General features: G+C 42.6%; 16 protein-coding genes and 1 pseudogene. 1 reads left to right on the forward strand and 16 read right to left on the reverse strand.

Going from position 1 to position 15,924, the window contains the following annotated elements:
- Positions 1–35: 35 nt before the first annotated feature.
- The 13 genes and pseudogenes from BMZ78_RS15685 to BMZ78_RS15745 all read right to left on the reverse strand — a co-directional run bounded on the left by BMZ78_RS15685 (position 36) and on the right by BMZ78_RS15745 (position 11,526).
- Positions 36–1,232 (reverse strand): M20 peptidase aminoacylase family protein, encoded by a 1,197-nt coding sequence (locus BMZ78_RS15685; protein WP_093231358.1) that lies wholly within the window; start codon positions 1,230–1,232, stop codon positions 36–38.
- Positions 1,233–1,293: 61 nt separating this feature from the next.
- Complete coding sequence (locus BMZ78_RS15690) at positions 1,294–2,313, reverse strand: LLM class flavin-dependent oxidoreductase (protein ID WP_093231359.1); 1,020 nt, start codon at positions 2,311–2,313, stop codon at positions 1,294–1,296.
- Positions 2,314–2,479: 166 nt separating this feature from the next.
- Positions 2,480–3,640 (reverse strand): RNA-guided endonuclease InsQ/TnpB family protein, encoded by a 1,161-nt coding sequence (locus BMZ78_RS15695; RefSeq protein WP_093231360.1) that lies wholly within the window; start codon positions 3,638–3,640, stop codon positions 2,480–2,482.
- Positions 3,618–4,243 (reverse strand): annotated as a pseudogene (locus BMZ78_RS15700) (IS607 family transposase). The gene BMZ78_RS15695 and the pseudogene BMZ78_RS15700 overlap by 23 nt, the downstream one beginning before the upstream one ends.
- A gap of 81 nt (positions 4,244–4,324) precedes the next feature.
- A complete protein-coding gene (locus tag BMZ78_RS15705) occupies positions 4,325–5,077 on the reverse strand; it encodes an amino acid ABC transporter ATP-binding protein (protein WP_093231361.1) in 753 nt (250 codons plus the stop codon).
- Positions 5,074–5,784, reverse strand: a complete 711-nt coding sequence (locus tag BMZ78_RS15710; RefSeq protein WP_093231362.1) for an amino acid ABC transporter permease — start codon at positions 5,782–5,784, stop codon at positions 5,074–5,076. The genes BMZ78_RS15705 and BMZ78_RS15710 overlap by 4 nt, the downstream gene beginning before the upstream one ends.
- Positions 5,785–5,831: 47 nt before the next feature.
- Positions 5,832–6,536, reverse strand: a complete 705-nt coding sequence (locus tag BMZ78_RS15715) for an amino acid ABC transporter permease (protein WP_093231363.1) — start codon at positions 6,534–6,536, stop codon at positions 5,832–5,834.
- Between the two features lie 25 nt (positions 6,537–6,561).
- Positions 6,562–7,353, reverse strand: a complete 792-nt coding sequence (locus BMZ78_RS15720; protein WP_093231364.1) for a transporter substrate-binding domain-containing protein — start codon at positions 7,351–7,353, stop codon at positions 6,562–6,564.
- A gap of 65 nt (positions 7,354–7,418) precedes the next feature.
- Positions 7,419–7,682 (reverse strand): glutaredoxin family protein, encoded by a 264-nt coding sequence (locus tag BMZ78_RS15725; RefSeq protein WP_093231365.1) that lies wholly within the window; start codon positions 7,680–7,682, stop codon positions 7,419–7,421.
- 48 nt (positions 7,683–7,730) lie between these two features.
- Entirely contained in the window at positions 7,731–8,543 is an 813-nt protein-coding gene (locus BMZ78_RS15730; RefSeq protein ID WP_093231366.1) for a transporter substrate-binding domain-containing protein, read from the reverse strand.
- Between the two features lie 18 nt (positions 8,544–8,561).
- Positions 8,562–9,113: a GNAT family N-acetyltransferase gene (locus tag BMZ78_RS15735; RefSeq protein WP_093231367.1), complete on the reverse strand. Its 552-nt coding sequence runs from the start codon at positions 9,111–9,113 to the stop codon at positions 8,562–8,564.
- Positions 9,114–9,137: 24 nt separating this feature from the next.
- Positions 9,138–10,481 (reverse strand): LLM class flavin-dependent oxidoreductase, encoded by a 1,344-nt coding sequence (locus BMZ78_RS15740; protein WP_093231368.1) that lies wholly within the window; start codon positions 10,479–10,481, stop codon positions 9,138–9,140.
- A gap of 160 nt (positions 10,482–10,641) precedes the next feature.
- Positions 10,642–11,526 (reverse strand): LysR family transcriptional regulator, encoded by an 885-nt coding sequence (locus tag BMZ78_RS15745; RefSeq protein ID WP_093231369.1) that lies wholly within the window; start codon positions 11,524–11,526, stop codon positions 10,642–10,644.
- A gap of 378 nt (positions 11,527–11,904) precedes the next feature.
- On the opposite strand from BMZ78_RS15745, the gene BMZ78_RS15750 reads away from it, so the two are divergent.
- Positions 11,905–13,434, forward strand: coding sequence for a phospholipase D-like domain-containing protein (locus BMZ78_RS15750; protein ID WP_093231370.1), 1,530 nt, complete (start codon positions 11,905–11,907; stop codon positions 13,432–13,434).
- Between the two features lie 340 nt (positions 13,435–13,774).
- Here BMZ78_RS15750 and BMZ78_RS15755 read toward each other — a convergent pair whose 3' ends face one another.
- From BMZ78_RS15755 to BMZ78_RS15765, 3 genes are all read right to left on the reverse strand, one after another.
- A complete protein-coding gene (locus tag BMZ78_RS15755; RefSeq protein WP_093231371.1) occupies positions 13,775–14,005 on the reverse strand; it encodes a hypothetical protein in 231 nt (76 codons plus the stop codon).
- Between the two features lie 268 nt (positions 14,006–14,273).
- Positions 14,274–15,203 (reverse strand): S66 peptidase family protein, encoded by a 930-nt coding sequence (locus tag BMZ78_RS15760; protein ID WP_093231372.1) that lies wholly within the window; start codon positions 15,201–15,203, stop codon positions 14,274–14,276.
- A gap of 161 nt (positions 15,204–15,364) precedes the next feature.
- Positions 15,365–15,844, reverse strand: a complete 480-nt coding sequence (locus BMZ78_RS15765; protein WP_245739877.1) for a VOC family protein — start codon at positions 15,842–15,844, stop codon at positions 15,365–15,367.
- Positions 15,845–15,924 lie beyond the last annotated feature (80 nt).

Below are 15,924 nucleotides of genomic sequence, written 5' to 3' on the forward strand. Positions count from 1 at the left end.
CTTATTATATATTAAATTTTTATAGTATAAGTAGGTTATATTGATGATGAATTCCTATCGGCCTGATCGGCAGCTCTCCACTGATCCAATGCATTTTTCGCCAATGTTGCAAAAAACTGCGCACTGACCGTTAGTGCCCTTTCATCTACATCGAATGCTGGATGATGCCATTCGTGAGGACCGGAAACACCCATAAACACAAAGGAACCTGGGATTTCCCGTTGATAATAGGCGAAATCTTCTCCGGCGGGAGAGGGTACAGGCGTAACTACATTTAAACCTAGTTGAACGGCCGTTTTAATAGTCAGTTCAGTCAGTACCTCATCGTTTTGAACGGAAGGTGGCCCCGGGTACCAGTGCAAAGTCGCCTTGGCTCCGTAAGCATCTGCGACTCCTTCAACAATACGGGAAATGTGACCGGGGATTTGGAACCGCACGTCTTCTTGAAAGGTGCGAACCGTTCCTTCAAGGATTGCTTTATCCGGAATCACGTTCCATGTGCTCCCACTTTGAATCCGGGTTACACTGATTACAGCGTTATTCAAGGAACTGATATTTCTGCTTACAATTGTTTGCAGCGCTGTGACTATGTGTGATGCCGTTACAATCGGATCAATGCCGGCATCCGGTACGGCCGCATGCGTTCCGAGACCTTCCACTTCAATTTGAAACCCGTCGACCCCTGCCATTAATACTCCTGATTTGATTCCTACCGTTCCTACAGCCAAATCCGGTTTATTGTGCATTCCAAAAATGGCTTGAACTCCTTCCAGCGCACCGCTTTCCAAAATCCGTTTCGCCCCTGCTCCTTTTTCTTCCGCTGGCTGGAAAACAAGACGCACGGCTCCTTTTAATTCCTTTTCTTTATGTTTTAACAAATAAGCAGCTCCAAGAATGGACGCAGTATGAAAATCATGTCCGCAGGCATGCATTTTGCCGGGGATTCGGGAAGCGAATGCAAGTCCCGTTTCTTCGTGGATCGGCAAAGCGTCAATATCCGCCCGCAACGCAATCGTCGGTCCTTCCTCTTTCCCTTTCACTTCCGCAATAACTCCGGTTTTCAAAGGAATATCGTAGATAATCTCGATTCCTGCTTCTTCCAACCATCCACGAATAAACCGCGTCGTTTCAAATTCTTCATTTGATAATTCTGGATTTTGGTGAAGATGACGGCGAATTGCAATTAACTCTGCTTCTAAATCCACTATATTTTCAACCATCCCGTTTCCCATTCGCTCTCCTCCTTTCGCTCGCTCTTCATCCACCTTTAAGTTAAACGATTTTTATACCCTGTTATCTCTTTGTGTGAACTTCCGTAAACGCTTCTTTGAGAAGTTCAATAGAACGAATCCGTTTTGAAAAATCCTGAATTGCCGACGTGACAATAAATTCCTCCACGCCATATCTTTTCTGTGCTTCCAACAGTTTTTGACGTACAGTTTCTTTTGATCCACAAATGATATTGGCTTTTTTGATTTCAATCGTGTAATTCTCTTCAGATTGCCTTCCGTATTCTTCTGCATGTTCCACACTGCCAACGGTTAACGTATTGCCACTTTCCAGGTGAATTTTGACGAGCTTCTGTTCTCCTGCCAATTCTTTGGCTTCCTGATCCGTATCCGCCACGATAACGGAAAGCGCAAGAATCGCTTGTGGTTGTGCACCTTTGTCTGTATTAAAATGGTTCCGGTATGTGACAAAAGATTCATCAGCAACGGATTCATCGCTGTTAATAAATTGAGCAAACACATAAGGAAGTCCAAGCTTTGCAGCCAATTCCGCACTGGAAACACTCGTTCCGAGCAGATAGATTTCGGCCGGTTGCTGAGGAATGGGGGTGGCGCGCAAACCAGCAAGCGGATGATTTTCATCCAAGCGATCTTGTATAAATTGTTCCAATTCGATGATTTTATCTGATAGCGATTGCGACCCGTGGACAGCCCTTTGTTGCAAAGCTTTAGTCGAACGGGGAAGTCCTCCTGGCGCTCTTCCGATGCCCAGATCGACCCGTCCCGGAGCCAGAGAGGCCAGGACATTAAAATTTTCCGCTACTTTATACGGACTGTAATGCTGCAGCATAACGCCACCCGATCCAATTCGGATGCGTCTGGTTTTTGCTAGTAAATACGCAATTAACACTTCCGGGGAAGATCCAGCCAGTTGATCGGAGTCGTGATGTTCAGACACCCAGAAACGATGGTAGCCCAGCTCTTCCGCTTTTTGAGCAAGTTCGACGGTATGTTGGAAAGCTTTCGTTGCTGTTTCTCCTTCAAATATCGGGCTCTGATCCAAGATACTCAACTTGATTCCCATCGTCTTTCCCTGCTACTAAAAACATAGAAAAATATCCCTATGTCTAGAGTTTTCCTGCTTCAACGTGTCCGATTTCGTACTTCCAAGGAAGATACTACTTTCGTTTGCTGTAACACTCCACAGGCGTAAATTCCCGACTAGCCATCGGTACATATATGTAGGTTAGTTAGGTTAACACTACATATTCTTTCGCTTGCATAAGGTTCATGGCTGCATTTAAGTCTCGATCCAAGGTATGACCACAAGATTCACACTGAAATATTCGCTCAGACAGAGAAAGCTTCTCCTTCTTGTGACCACAACTGGAACAAAGTTTACTAGATGGATAGAATGGGTTTACCTCTCTTAATTCAATTCCTAATTTGGTGCACATATTCAGCAGCTTCATCTTTAAGTCATAGAAACCTTGATCAGCGATTGATTTACTTAAATGCCTGTTCTTCATCATGCCTTGAACATTTAACTTTTCGATGGTGATATAAGATGGCTTGGCTTTCGCAATCATACTCACCACAAAGGCACGATAGGCTTCTCTCATACGTGCAAGCCTGGCATGAAGCTTTTGTACTCTGAGGATATTTTTGCGTATGTTACTTCCGCTTTTAGTAGCAGTTGTTTCACCTCTCTTTTTTCTAAATTCGTATTTTCGAGATAACGCACGTTGTTCACGCTTTAGACGTTTCTCTGTACGTTTGATTGCAGAAGATCTGTTTATGTTTTTAAATACTTGACCATTGCTTAAGACTGCAAAATGCTTGATTCCAAGATCCATCCCGATGCCTTCAACGTAGGAGTGTTTTTCCTTTGATTCAGAGGTAGAAACCTCTACCAACACAGAAATATAGAAACGATCTGCCTGTTGAGTCAGTGTGCAGCTTTTCACCTTTCCTGTGGTGGGGATGTAACCTTTTTCTTTTAACCGCACCCATCCAAGCGTAGGTATTTTGATTCGATGCCGTTCTACAATCAAGTCGCCTTTATTATTTTTAGGGAAATAAACCTTTACATCCTGGTTCTTTTTCTTCTTGAAACGAGGTCTCCTGGATTGTCCCTTGAAGAAACGTTTAAAGGCGGTTTCTGCATTCATGATCGCTTTTTTCCTTGCTTTACTCCCGCAGATTTTAATCCATGGATATTGCTTGGATAGTTCATGATTAACGTATTTGTCAAAATCATAACCCGATATGAATGTTTCGCCCTGCTCATATCGTGCAAAGTTGTATCCAAGATACTGATTGTAGAGAAAACGGCATATACCCATGCTTTGAACGATTTTTGTAATCTGTTCTGGAGTAGGGTTCAGTTCAGTCTTGTATGCTTTTAACATCTTGATCTTCCTTTAGTTTTTTCTTGTATTTACGTAGCCCGTAAATACGAGAGGAAAAAACATGAATAATTGAAATCAAATCCTGTACTAATTCCTGTTCAGGAGATCGTTTCTCATTATGCACAACTACAACCTCTACTCCCAATCCTTTTAAGAATCTTTTAAACCATTCATATCCAAACCGAACAAAGCGATCCTTGTGTGCGATGATGATGCGTGATATTTTTTGTCTTTGTGCTTCTTCCAACAACTGATTCCACTTTTTACGGTTATAGTTCAAACCACTTCCTACGTCTTCAATTACTTCATCAACAATCCAACCTTTAGCATTAGGGAAAACCTTCAAAAAATCTACTTAAAATTTGCTAAGTCATCCATTTGACCACGATTTGATACTCGGGTATAGATTACTGTCTTACCTGTGATTTCTTCACTAGAAGATGCCCCAATATAGTCTAAATACTGACTATGCGTATAATACCTCCTGTTAGTTGGGGTTCGGTAAGACTTTAATATACCTTTTTTATCCCAATTTTGAAGGGTCTTAACAGTAACTCCTAACAACTCACTCATTTGTTTTGGTGAACTTTTCCATATATTCATCATACAACATTTTTATACATTTTTCATTATTTTTATATAAATTAGTTAACTGTTTTTATCTCCTTATGTTTCCTACTTCGGTTATATGGAATATCTCCATTCTGGAGTGATTCGCTTCAAGAACTGTTTCGTGCGTTCTTCTTTAGGAGCATGGAATATCTCATTCGGTTTGCCTTCCTCTACAACCACTCCATTGTCCATAAAAACAACATGATCGGATATATCCCGGGCAAAGCCCATCTCGTGCGTCACCACGATCATGGTAATGCCTTCGCGGGCAATTTTCTGGATCACCGACAGTACTTCTCCAACCAATTCAGGATCCAGCGCGGACGTAGGTTCGTCAAAGAGAATGACCTCAGGGTTTAACGCAAGCGCTCGGGCGATGCCTACCCGCTGCTGCTGGCCACCGGACAATTGACTTGGATACATATCAATTTGTTGGGACAGACCGACTTTCTCCAATATTTGCAAACTTCTCTCTTTTGCGCGTTCCACGGGCCATTTTTGGACAACGACGAGTCCCTCCATGACGTTTTCCAGTACGGTTTTATGTTTGAACAGGTTATAATGCTGAAATACCATGGCTGTTTTTCTGCGTAGCGCCAAAATTTCTTTTTTGGTTGCGCGGTGGCAATCGACGGAAAGATCGCCAATGGTAATGGCGCCGCTATCGGCCCGTTCCAGAAAATTGATGCATCGAAGCAAGGTCGTTTTCCCTGATCCACTGGGACCAAGAATAACCACGACCTCGCCTTTTTCAACGGTTAAATCAATTCCTTTAAGGACCATTTGCTTTCCGAATGATTTTTTGATGTTTTTTAGTCGAATCATGCAACTCCCCCCTTAATAAACATTCGTAAACGTTTTTCCAGAATAGCAGTAACTTTTTCAGCCAATATGGTCATTCCCCAGTAAATGACCGCAGCCGCAATAAAGGATTCAAGGAATTTCCAGTTTGTAGAGGCGACGACATTCGCTTTCCCATTCAATTCCATTAACGAAATCGAGAAGGCCAGCGAAGAACCGTGCAGCAAACCAACGAACATATTGCACAAATTGGGCAGGCTGATCATCAAGGCTTGCGGAAGCACAATGCGTTTCATGGCCTGTGAAGTCGTCATGCCAATCGAATAGGCTGCTTCGATCTCGCCTTTATTGACTGCCAGAATGCCAGATCGGATGATTTCTGACATATAAGCGCCAGCATTAAGCGAAAAGGCAACAAATACAAACACGATAAGCGGAATGGAATTGGATCGTATGCTCCAACCCCATTTTTCGGCTAATACATCGAAAAGGAGAGGCAGGCCTAAATAGACAATATAAATATGCAGGATGAGAGGCGTGCCCCGAAGAAATGAAACGTAAAAATCTGCAATTTTATAAATCACCTTCACCTTATACAGCCGGATCAGCGCAGTGCCGATCCCGATTGCAAATCCTATTAACAGCGGCACGGTGGTAATGACCAGGGTGAGAGGGAGTGCTTTCATGATCTCAAAGAAGGCCGTAACGATAAATCTAAAGTCGATATTCATGGGGACCACCTCACAGAGCACTTTCATTCTGCAACCTGCAAATGAATTCATTGACTCACAGGAAATTGTCGTTCATATCGGAGCATCCTTGTTTCGAGCAAGGAAAAACATTTCTCTAACAAAATACATACCGCATAGTAGATGATGGCGAGCGATATATAGACCTCAAGAAAATGGTTGGTGGCCGTGCCGAGCGTTTGTCCCCTCCCCGTCATGTCCATCACACCGATGTAAAAGGCAAGCGAAGTATCTTTCAAATAGGAAATGACCAAATTGGCGAAATTCGGAAAAGCAATGGTTAACGCCTGGGGAAGCACAATGCGAACAAACGCAGCAATTGGGGTCATGCCGATCGCATAGGCCGCTTCCGTTTGGCCGCGGTCAACAGCGCTGACCGCGGCACGAATGATTTCGGAAAAAAGCGCCCCGATACTGAATCCGTAGGTGATGATGACAAACACTAAACTGGACATGTGGGTAACATCAATCTGAATCGTTTTTAACAGTTCAGGCAATCCGTAATAAACAAGAAACAGTTGAATCAATATCGGAGTTCCTCTAATGAACGAGACATAAATGGCAGACAATGTTCGTAGTACGGGAATATTGTAGATTCTGGGTAATGCAGCCAGAAAACCAACGAGAAGACCGATCAATACCGCACCTACCAGGATCAGCAGCGTAATGTGCAAGTAAGACAGCAATTTGGGTAAAAAATCGAAAACAAGATTAAGATCAAACGATTTTCCCATGATACATCCTGAACCTTTCACTAATTTATTTCGCTTCTTTCAAGTAATCTTGGCCCAGCCATTTCACGCTCAACTTGGATAAAGTGCCGTCCGATTTCATCTCTTTTAACGCTTGATCGATTTTGCCGCTTAATGCCGTTTCATCTTTTCGAAGAATGAAATAGACCTTGTCGTTTGCCAGTGGAGATCCTACCGCCTTTTGCTGCGCATCCACAGTTCTATTGTTATAGTCCACAGTGAACTGTGTGCTGATCGTGGCATCGATCCGCCCCGTTTTCAATTGATTGATGATGTCGTCTCCACCGTTTGAATAAACGATGTTGATCGCGTTATTATGAGTCTTGTTATACCTCTGGAGAATATAAGCTGCATTGCTGGTGGCGCTTACTGCCACTTTTTTTCCTTTAAGATCGTCAATCGATTTAATGGTTTTATTGTTCTGGTTCACTACGACTTTAGTCGGAGAACTGTTATAAGGCTCTCCGTTGAACAAAAACGTTTTTTCCCGCTCGGGATTTTTCACCATATTATGGGCGATGACATCGATCTTGTTCGTTTGTAAGCTCAATAGCAAGTTGGAAAATTCCATCGTTTTAAATTCAAACTCATACTCCGGAAGACGTTTGTCAATTTCTCTTACGACCTCAACATCAAACCCCGTCAACTTGCCATGATCATCAATGAAGCAATAATTGGGAAATTGTGTTCCAGTTCCCACAATTACTTTTTTCACATCGCCTTCAGAGCTGGCCACTTTACTGTCCGAGCTTGTACCGCATCCAGCCAGGATCAGCATCATCGCAAGGGATGTACTCATGGTTGTCCACTTCCAATTTCTGATAAAAATACCCCCAATTCTTTCTCACACATGAAATCTTCCAGCTATTCCTGGCTATTGGATAACAGTGCCTTAAGCCGATCCAGATCAGGCTCAAGCACGGCTTCAAACGTTCCTTTACTGCCAACTTCGATGACCGGTACATGACGAATCCCGTATTTGACTTCCAGCACATCGCGCAATACGTCTTTTCCTTCCACATCGAGATTTTCATAGGGATAGTTGTTGGCTTCCAAAAAAGCTTTCACTTCCGCACAATAATGGCAACCGCTCCTACTCCATAAAACTACTTTTTTACTTGCCGACAAGTTTCGTTCCCCCTCATGTTTTTAACTTTCAAACGATTCGACAGAAGTTTATCCCGTTTCTTTCGAGTAATCAGCACCCAGCCATTTCACGCTTAATATGGACAATGTACCGTCTGCTTTGATTTCTTTTAACGCTTGGTCAATTCTGTCGCTTAATTTCTTTTCATCCTTCCGCAGGATAAAATACACTTTAGAATTGGTCAATACAGGACCTACCGTCTTTTGCTGCGCGTCCACCGTTTTATTATTATAGTCCACCGCAAATTGGGTACTGATCGTGGCATCAGCACGTCCTGTCTTCAATTGGCTGATGATATCATCTCCGCCATTGGTATAGACGATGTTTATGGCGTTGTTGTGCTTCTTATTGTATTGCTCAACAATATAAGCTTGATTGCTAGTCGGGCTGACTATCACCTTTTTTCCTTTGAGATCGTCGATGGAGCGAATATCATTGTTGTTCTTATGCACGACGACTTTGTTCGGGAAAATATTGTACGGCTCGCTATTGAAGAGAAAACGTGCTTCGCGATCAGGGTTTTTCTCCATTTGATGGGCGATGAAATCAATTTTTTTCGTTTGGAGACTTAACAAAAGATTGGAAAATTCCATCGTCTTAAGTTCGAACTCGTACTCTGGAAGGCGTTTGTCGATTTCTCTCACAAGCTCGACGTCAAATCCTGTCAATTTTCCGTTTTTATCAATAAAGCAAATATTAGGAAATTGTGTTCCGGTACCTACAATAACCTTCTGAACTTTTTCGGTTTTACCATTTGCTGCGCTTTCGTCCGATTTCAAATTGCATCCTGCTATATTTAACAAAATAAGAAATAATGTTGATAGAATGGCCATCTTTTTCATGCTGTTTCCTCCAAGTCATTAAGCATGTAGTCCATGGCTAGGCCGGGATCCATCCGTTTTTTCTTGGTTATACTTCGAAAACAAATCCGGGTTAAGAATTTTCCTCATAAAAACGATTTTTTCGCCTTCCTTGTCAACTTCGTAAAAACGTTCGTATCCTTTTCGTTCATACATCGGGACCAGCCATGGGTGCCGTTCGGCTGTCGCAAGAGTAACGGCCGGAGCTTTCAGCGTATCCCGAATGATGTTTTTTTCGACCCAACTGAGCAACTTCGTACCAAACCCTTTCCCTTTGTAAGCGGGGTCCACTGCAAACCACCATATGAACGGCAAGTCGGTTACTTCTTTCACTTCTTCAAGTGCGGCAACCGTAACGGTAGCAATGATGGATCCGTCTTTTTCCAGAACATAGCAGTCATTGTTGGTGATATTGTCTTGAACCAGCTCAATGTTTGCCGTTGCAGCCGGAAATCGAATTCCCAGTTGCCGAATGGGCTCATAGGCTCTCAAAGTGACATCCAATAGTTCTTCGGCATCCTCTAACGTGGCCAATCGATAAATTTCACTCATTTTCTTCACCTCACGAAAGTTTGTTCAGGTACTTGCTTTTGCTTTGGTTTTGGAATACCGGTTTACGGGTTTAGGCAATCCCAAATTTCCGCGCAATGTGTCATGTTCATATTCGGTACGGAACAGTTCCCGCTCTTGCAAAATGGGCAATACATAATGAATAAAGTCGTCCAATCCATTTGGAAGCACAGAGGGGCAAATCATAAATCCGTCTGCAGCCCCCTCTTCAAACCACTCTTGCAGCGTATTGGCAATTTGAACAGGGGTTCCAATGAATGTGCTTCCTCCCTTCGGTGTCGTCACTCTTTGAGCTACCTGACGAAGTGTAAGATTTTCTTCTTTGGCTAATTTCTTCAGCTTTTCCGTTGTGCTTTTCCATCCTTCTGCCCCAAAATCGCCCAAATCAGGAAATGGTTCGTCCAGCGGGTACTGTTTGAAATCAATATCGTTAAAGTATCGGCCCAAGTAATTTAGCGCAACATCAATGTCCACCAGATTGGCGATTTCCTCATATTTGCGCTCCGCTTCTGCTTCCGTCTCCCCAACAATAATATTTACACCAGGGAAAATAAGGATTTGATCACGAGATCTTCCAAAAGTAACGGCTCTATTTTTTACATCTTCGTAAAACTCCTTGGCTGCGGCAATGCTTTCATGATTTGTGAATACGGCATCTGCGACTTTTGCAGCCAATGTTTTTCCTGCTTCCGATGAACCAGCTTGAAAAATAACCGGGTGCCCTTGCTTAGATCTGGATATATTTAATGGACCTTCAACGGAGAAAAATTCTCCCTTGTGATTTAAACGATGCATCTTCTCAGGATCGAAAAAAATGCCTTTCTCTTTATCGCGTATAAATGCATCGTCTTCCCAGGAATCCCACAATCCTTTTGTCACCTGCACAAATTCCTCGGCAATCCTATAGCGCAAATCATGTTTGGGGTGTTCTGTTTTACTAAAATTTAAAGCCGATTTCTCCAAAGGAGAAGTAACAACGTTCCAACCTGCCCTGCCGTTACTGATATGATCAATTGACGCAAACTGTCTTGCTACATTAAACGGTTCGCTGTAAGTCGTCGAAAGAGTGGCGACCAGCCCGATATGAGAGGTTTCACCCGCCAAAGCGGCCAGAAGCGTAAGCGGTTCAAATCGGTTTAAAAAATTTGGATGTGATTTTTCGCTAATATACAGCCCATCCCCAATAAAAACGAGGTCCAATTTTGCCCTTTCGGCTTTTTCCACCAAATCTTTATAATAATTTAAATTGATTGCAGCATCCGCAACAGCGTCGGGGTGCCTCCAAGAGGCTATATTTCCACCCGTTCCGCCTAGAAACGTACCTAATCTGAGTTTTCTTTTTTCGCCCATTTAATCTCTCCCCTATCACTTTGGCTGAGATGGCCTTAATCCCGATAATTCATATAAAATATATAGGATTTATTGTAAATAATATACCACATTCGTTCATTAACGGGGTAATAAGTGTTTTCTATTAATTTATAGATGAATTCGATAAAAAGGATTGTCATCAATCCCTAAAAGACCAAACCTCTGCCAATTCCAAAAAAGATTTGTAAACTCCAGTGTTTTCCCCTTTTAGCGTAATTATATTCGTTTGGAGGGTTACTCCCGTCAATTCTGGAATGTCTACGGGAAACAGTTTTTTTTCACGAACCTCTTGACGTACGCAAAGCTCAGGCAAAAAGCAGATTGCACTTCCTTTCATGACCAGTTTTTTTGCCGTTTCCAAGTTGTCAACATGATATTCGATTTTAGGAGGCTGACCCAAGCATTTAAACAATCGGTAAATTTGCATCCAATCCAAGGCTCCGCATTCAAAAAAAACAAACTTTTGGTTGGCGAGCATTTCAATAGAAAGTTTTTTAGCACCTATGAACGGATGATTTTCATACACAAACAGACGAATTGGGTCTTCATAAAACTTGATCGAATCAATACTGGAATGGGTAACATTTCGTACAAACCCTATTTCAATCTCTTTGTTTAACACTTTCGTCAATATTTCATCGGTTGAAGCCGTTGTCAGCTTAAAATTCATCTCAGGATATTTCTCTTTCAGCTTTGGCAATAATTCTGGAATCAAGTAGTTAGAGACTGATACCGTGCAACCCAGCCTTAATTCGTGGGGAACCGCCTTTTTTTGTTGGAGTTGAAGCTTGCCTCTTTGAAAAAAGTGAAGAATTTGCTGCGCATAAGGTAAAAACTGCTTCCCCTTTTCCGTCAAACAAATCTTCTTCCCTTCTCGATCAAAAAGTTTGCAATCCAGTTCGCGTTCCAGCGACTGAATTCTCGCTGTAACCGACGGCTGAGACAAAAACAAAGCTTTCGCTGCCTTGTTAAAGCTACCATAATGAATCACATACACAAAGGCTTCAATATTTTCGATATTCATTTTTTACCTCCCATATTTTCTTTGCTCTCCCTTGGTAACTTGTTAAAAATATAAGATAAGGCTCCTTCATATAGCCAATGAAGGAGCCTCCAGTTTTTCAGGTCGGCATTATTAAATTAACTTTTCCTACCAGAATACTATGATTTATATCCCTATAAAGATAATATAACACAGCTCGATTTCTCAGTCAGTATCAAATACTTCCCATGAATTAGGTATCCTTGGCAGCTTAGCTCTAAAAAGCTCCTTAATTCATTTCGATGATCAAATCGTGATAAACCATAATCAAATAAAGCTGCACATGATTATCTTACTCTCCAAGTGAATACACACATCACAGATTGCACATCCTATACTCCGAACGAGGGAGGGGTTCATTTGGTATGGATTCTTGGGCTGTACCTATTGAATACAGTCTTTATGTTAATCATAGCAGTCCGCGAGGTACGCCGACCGGCCAAGGCTTTAAATTGGCTAACCATCGGCCTCATTTTACCTGTAATCGGTTTTGGACTCTATCTCAGCACATCAAATCCAGTACGCATTCGTAGAGAAAGACTGACATCTCCGCACAATGAGTCGGACACGTTGCCTGTTTCTTTCAGCCGCTCAGCCTCTGTCATCGCACATGCTTTACGGCATTTGACCGTGCATGGGCTTCGACCCGTCCGAGTACAGATACTTACGAATGGCATTGAAACATATGAAAATCTAATCAAATCCATACAGAATGCGCAAAGAACGATTGATCTGGAATATTACATATACCGGGATGACCAAATCGGAAGACGCATCACGGACCTACTGATCGAACGGGCCAAGGCCGGTGTACGGATCCGCTTTTTGAGAGACGGTTGGGGAAGCAGGAAATTTCCACAGCATCAGATCATTCGGATGATGAATGCAGGGATTGAATGCCGGACGTTTTTTCCTATGCGCTTCCCTTGGGTGTTGTCCAATTGGAATTACCGGAATCATTGTAAGAACGTCGTGATCGATGGAAAGGAAGCTTTTACAGGCGGTATCAACGTCGGGGATGAGTATACCGGATTGAAGCCGAACGTAGGTTTCTGGCACGACACCCATTTGCGAATGGTAGGTGAAGCTACAGTCGATTTGCAGACTGTCTTCGACGCCCATTGGAACATCGCTTCGCCGGAACGGATGAAGACGAGAATACGTTGGAATACAAAAGCTGAGGATACGAAAAAGCCCATTCAGGGTCCCAGGCATATATCGCAGAACATCGTTCCACCCGGCAGGGATGTTCTTTCCAAATGGTCGGCAAAGTGGAGCACTGAGTTGGGCACCATGGATGGTACCGACGTTTCCACCGTCACGAGCACAGAGACGTTGCAGAAAGCGTACGTACAGACATTAGAAGGTAATCCTGGAATTCCTACTCAAGTCATCCGGCAGGCTTACTTCATTTGCTTGACACAAGCGACCCAGACCATTGACATCACCACCCCCTATTTTGTCCCTGATGCAGATATCATCATGGCGATAAAGACAGCCATTGCACGAGGTGTACGCGTGAGATTGCTGGTGCCTCGCCACGTAAGTCCCAAAATCGTAGGCTCTGCAAGCCGCACCTACTATGGAGAACTGTTGGAAGCCGGAGTCCAAATCTACCTGTACAACAAAGGTATGTTGCATGCCAAGCTGATGATCATCGATGGGGAGATTGCCGAAGTAGGCGCAGCCAACTATGATATGAGAAGTTTTCGCCTGGATTACGAGGTGTGCGAAGTCTTTTACAGTGCTGATGTGGCGCGGGAACTCACGGAGCAATTCGAGCGCGATCTTACTGATTCCGTACCATTGCATATCGAAGATTTGCGGCAGCGCTCCCTTTCGCAGCGCATTCTCGATCAAGGAGCGCGCCTGCTTTCCCCATTGCTATAGCGGAAACTCCACCACCAGTGGCAAAACAAAGATCGATAGAATTGCTAGGCAAACTCGCTTGCTAATGAAGCAGTAATACTACCAAATGGTTTCAATTTTCCACCAAGCAAGTAAGTGTCAATATTGCTTTTATTTAGCAATGACTCGAAGGCGACATTAAGCTGGTGCAACTGATAAAACTGTATAACAAATACAAAGCTGAAACGATACCTAGTAGCGAATTTGGTCTAATGAATCCAGAGAACAAACGTTCTTAACCTATCTAAAAGAAAAAGCTTCCTGCTCTCCAGATAGAGAGACAAGAAGCTTTTTAAATCTGGCCCTTTATTTTGCTGGTGACTTAGTACCCACTTTCACCACCACTACCATTCCTTCTGCTATTGTAGTTGATAAAATCTCTAGTATGGTTATTGCTGACATAGTGAATCGTTCCATTTGCAGAAGTGTATCTTTTCCGTTTAGGATCTATTCGATTTTCGATCTTATCACAGACAACTGCAAGGATAACAAAACCAACAACAAATCCGATAAATTGAATCATAAGCTTGAAAATATCTATTGTAGGTTCCACTGTATCCTCCTTGTCTGCTTTTATTATAACCGAAATACGGTATGTAGACAATCTATGTAGTTTGAAGAGGATATGGTTAATTTTTCTAATATTTTTATGTTTTTATCGCAAACTGGTATTAATTTTATACTAGTTTTAATTAATTGATCAAATTTAAATAACTATAATTATATTATGAAAAACATTTTTTCATTTTGTAACCTTATTTTAAGAATAAATGACACATTAGATATACCCCATTTTAAATACAGATAAACCACTAAATTCGCTAGATGACTCCTTTTTCCAGAAATGTAATCTTCCTTTCTGTAGCATGAAGCCGGACAGAGATTCCTATAGGAATGGCGAGATTCGGTTGACAATGCCCTATGTTCATTCCATAAAAACAAGGGATATGGAGGGGTGCCAGAATATCTTGTAAAACTCGGTCAATAGTTAAGCTGGGTCTTTTTGTTGGGGCAGGTATATCACTAAAGTCAGTAATCACAATTCCTTTGGCCGCTGTTAACTTTCCAGCCAGCTTTAGTTGTGTGAGCATTCGATCGATGGAATATGGTTCTTCGCTCACATCTTCAATGAATAGAATTTTGTCTTTTGTATCAATTTCATAGGGCGTCCCGAGTGTGGCTACGAGTAGAGAAAGATTTCCCCCTATGATCTCCCCTTCAACCACACCAGGTGTAATGGTATAGGAGTCCTCTTCACGCCCACAATACGATTCTATGGATGCTGGATCAGTTAAATGATGAAATAGCATAGAACATGTCAATGGATCATGCTCTTCCACCAGTTCACCTACCATCGGACCATGGAACGTAACTAGACCGGTATGTTTATGAATCGCAGTATGAAGACCTGTTATATCACTGTATCCCACAAAAATTTTGGGATGTCGTTGAATCAAATCGTAGTCCAGCAAATCTAAAATGCGCGGGGTGCCATACCCTCCTCTTATGCTAAAAATGGCTTTAACCTCTGGATCTATAAACATATCCAGAATGTCTTGAGCACGAGTTTCATCACTTCCAGACAAATATCCATAAACTTGACCAACAGACTTTCCCAGTTTCACTCGATAACCAAACCCTTTTAAGATTTTGATGGACTGTTGGATCACTTCTGGAGGAGCCGGGCTTGAGGGAGCAACTACTCCTATTGTATCGCCAGGCTCCAATCTTTTTGGCTTGATTTTCTCCATTCTTTACACCTCTTAACCACAGATTATAAAATCAGAAGCCATCATTCATACCTTATGATGGCTTCCATTATTTTAGCCGAATTATATGACAGAATCCGATCTGGTGATATATCCGTAACGGGAAGCCGGAGACATGTTGAGGCACTGTTATATCCAGTTTTTCACTTCTTGTCGATTTGTTGATGCAGTTCCCGCCATCGGCTAAGCGGGATTGCCCCCAGCTCGGGCCGTGGACCTTCCGGTAGTAAAGCGATATATTCCAAACTGTGCCCGTCAGGATCCTCAAAATACAACGATGCGGCTGGCATCCACGAATGGACAGTAGGCTCACCACCAGGATTGCCGAAGAAATCACGATACTTAATTCCTTGTTCAGCCAAAAATGCCGGAGCCAGTTCCAAATCCCTTAACGACACAGAAAAAGCGAAATGACTGCGAACGATCTGGTCTTCGGGTTTCTCCCACAACCCCAACATTTGCTGACGTGCTTGCCCTACCCAGAAAAATGCTAATTTTCTTTCTGGTTCACTGTAACAAAGTTTCAGCCCCAATTGATTCTGGTAAAAAGAAACGGATTTTTTCAAATCCCGCACATGCAAATGAGTCTCATAAATCCCCGAAGGTTCCACCCAGCGATGCACCTCAATTCCCTCCCGGTGAATCTTTTGATACATCAGCTCTATTCCCTATTCGGCGATTTTTTAAACTTTTTTGTTTATTA

The sequence above is a fragment of the Thermoflavimicrobium dichotomicum genome (assembly GCF_900114055.1).
Lineage (GTDB): Bacteria > Bacillota > Bacilli > Thermoactinomycetales > Thermoactinomycetaceae > Thermoflavimicrobium > Thermoflavimicrobium dichotomicum.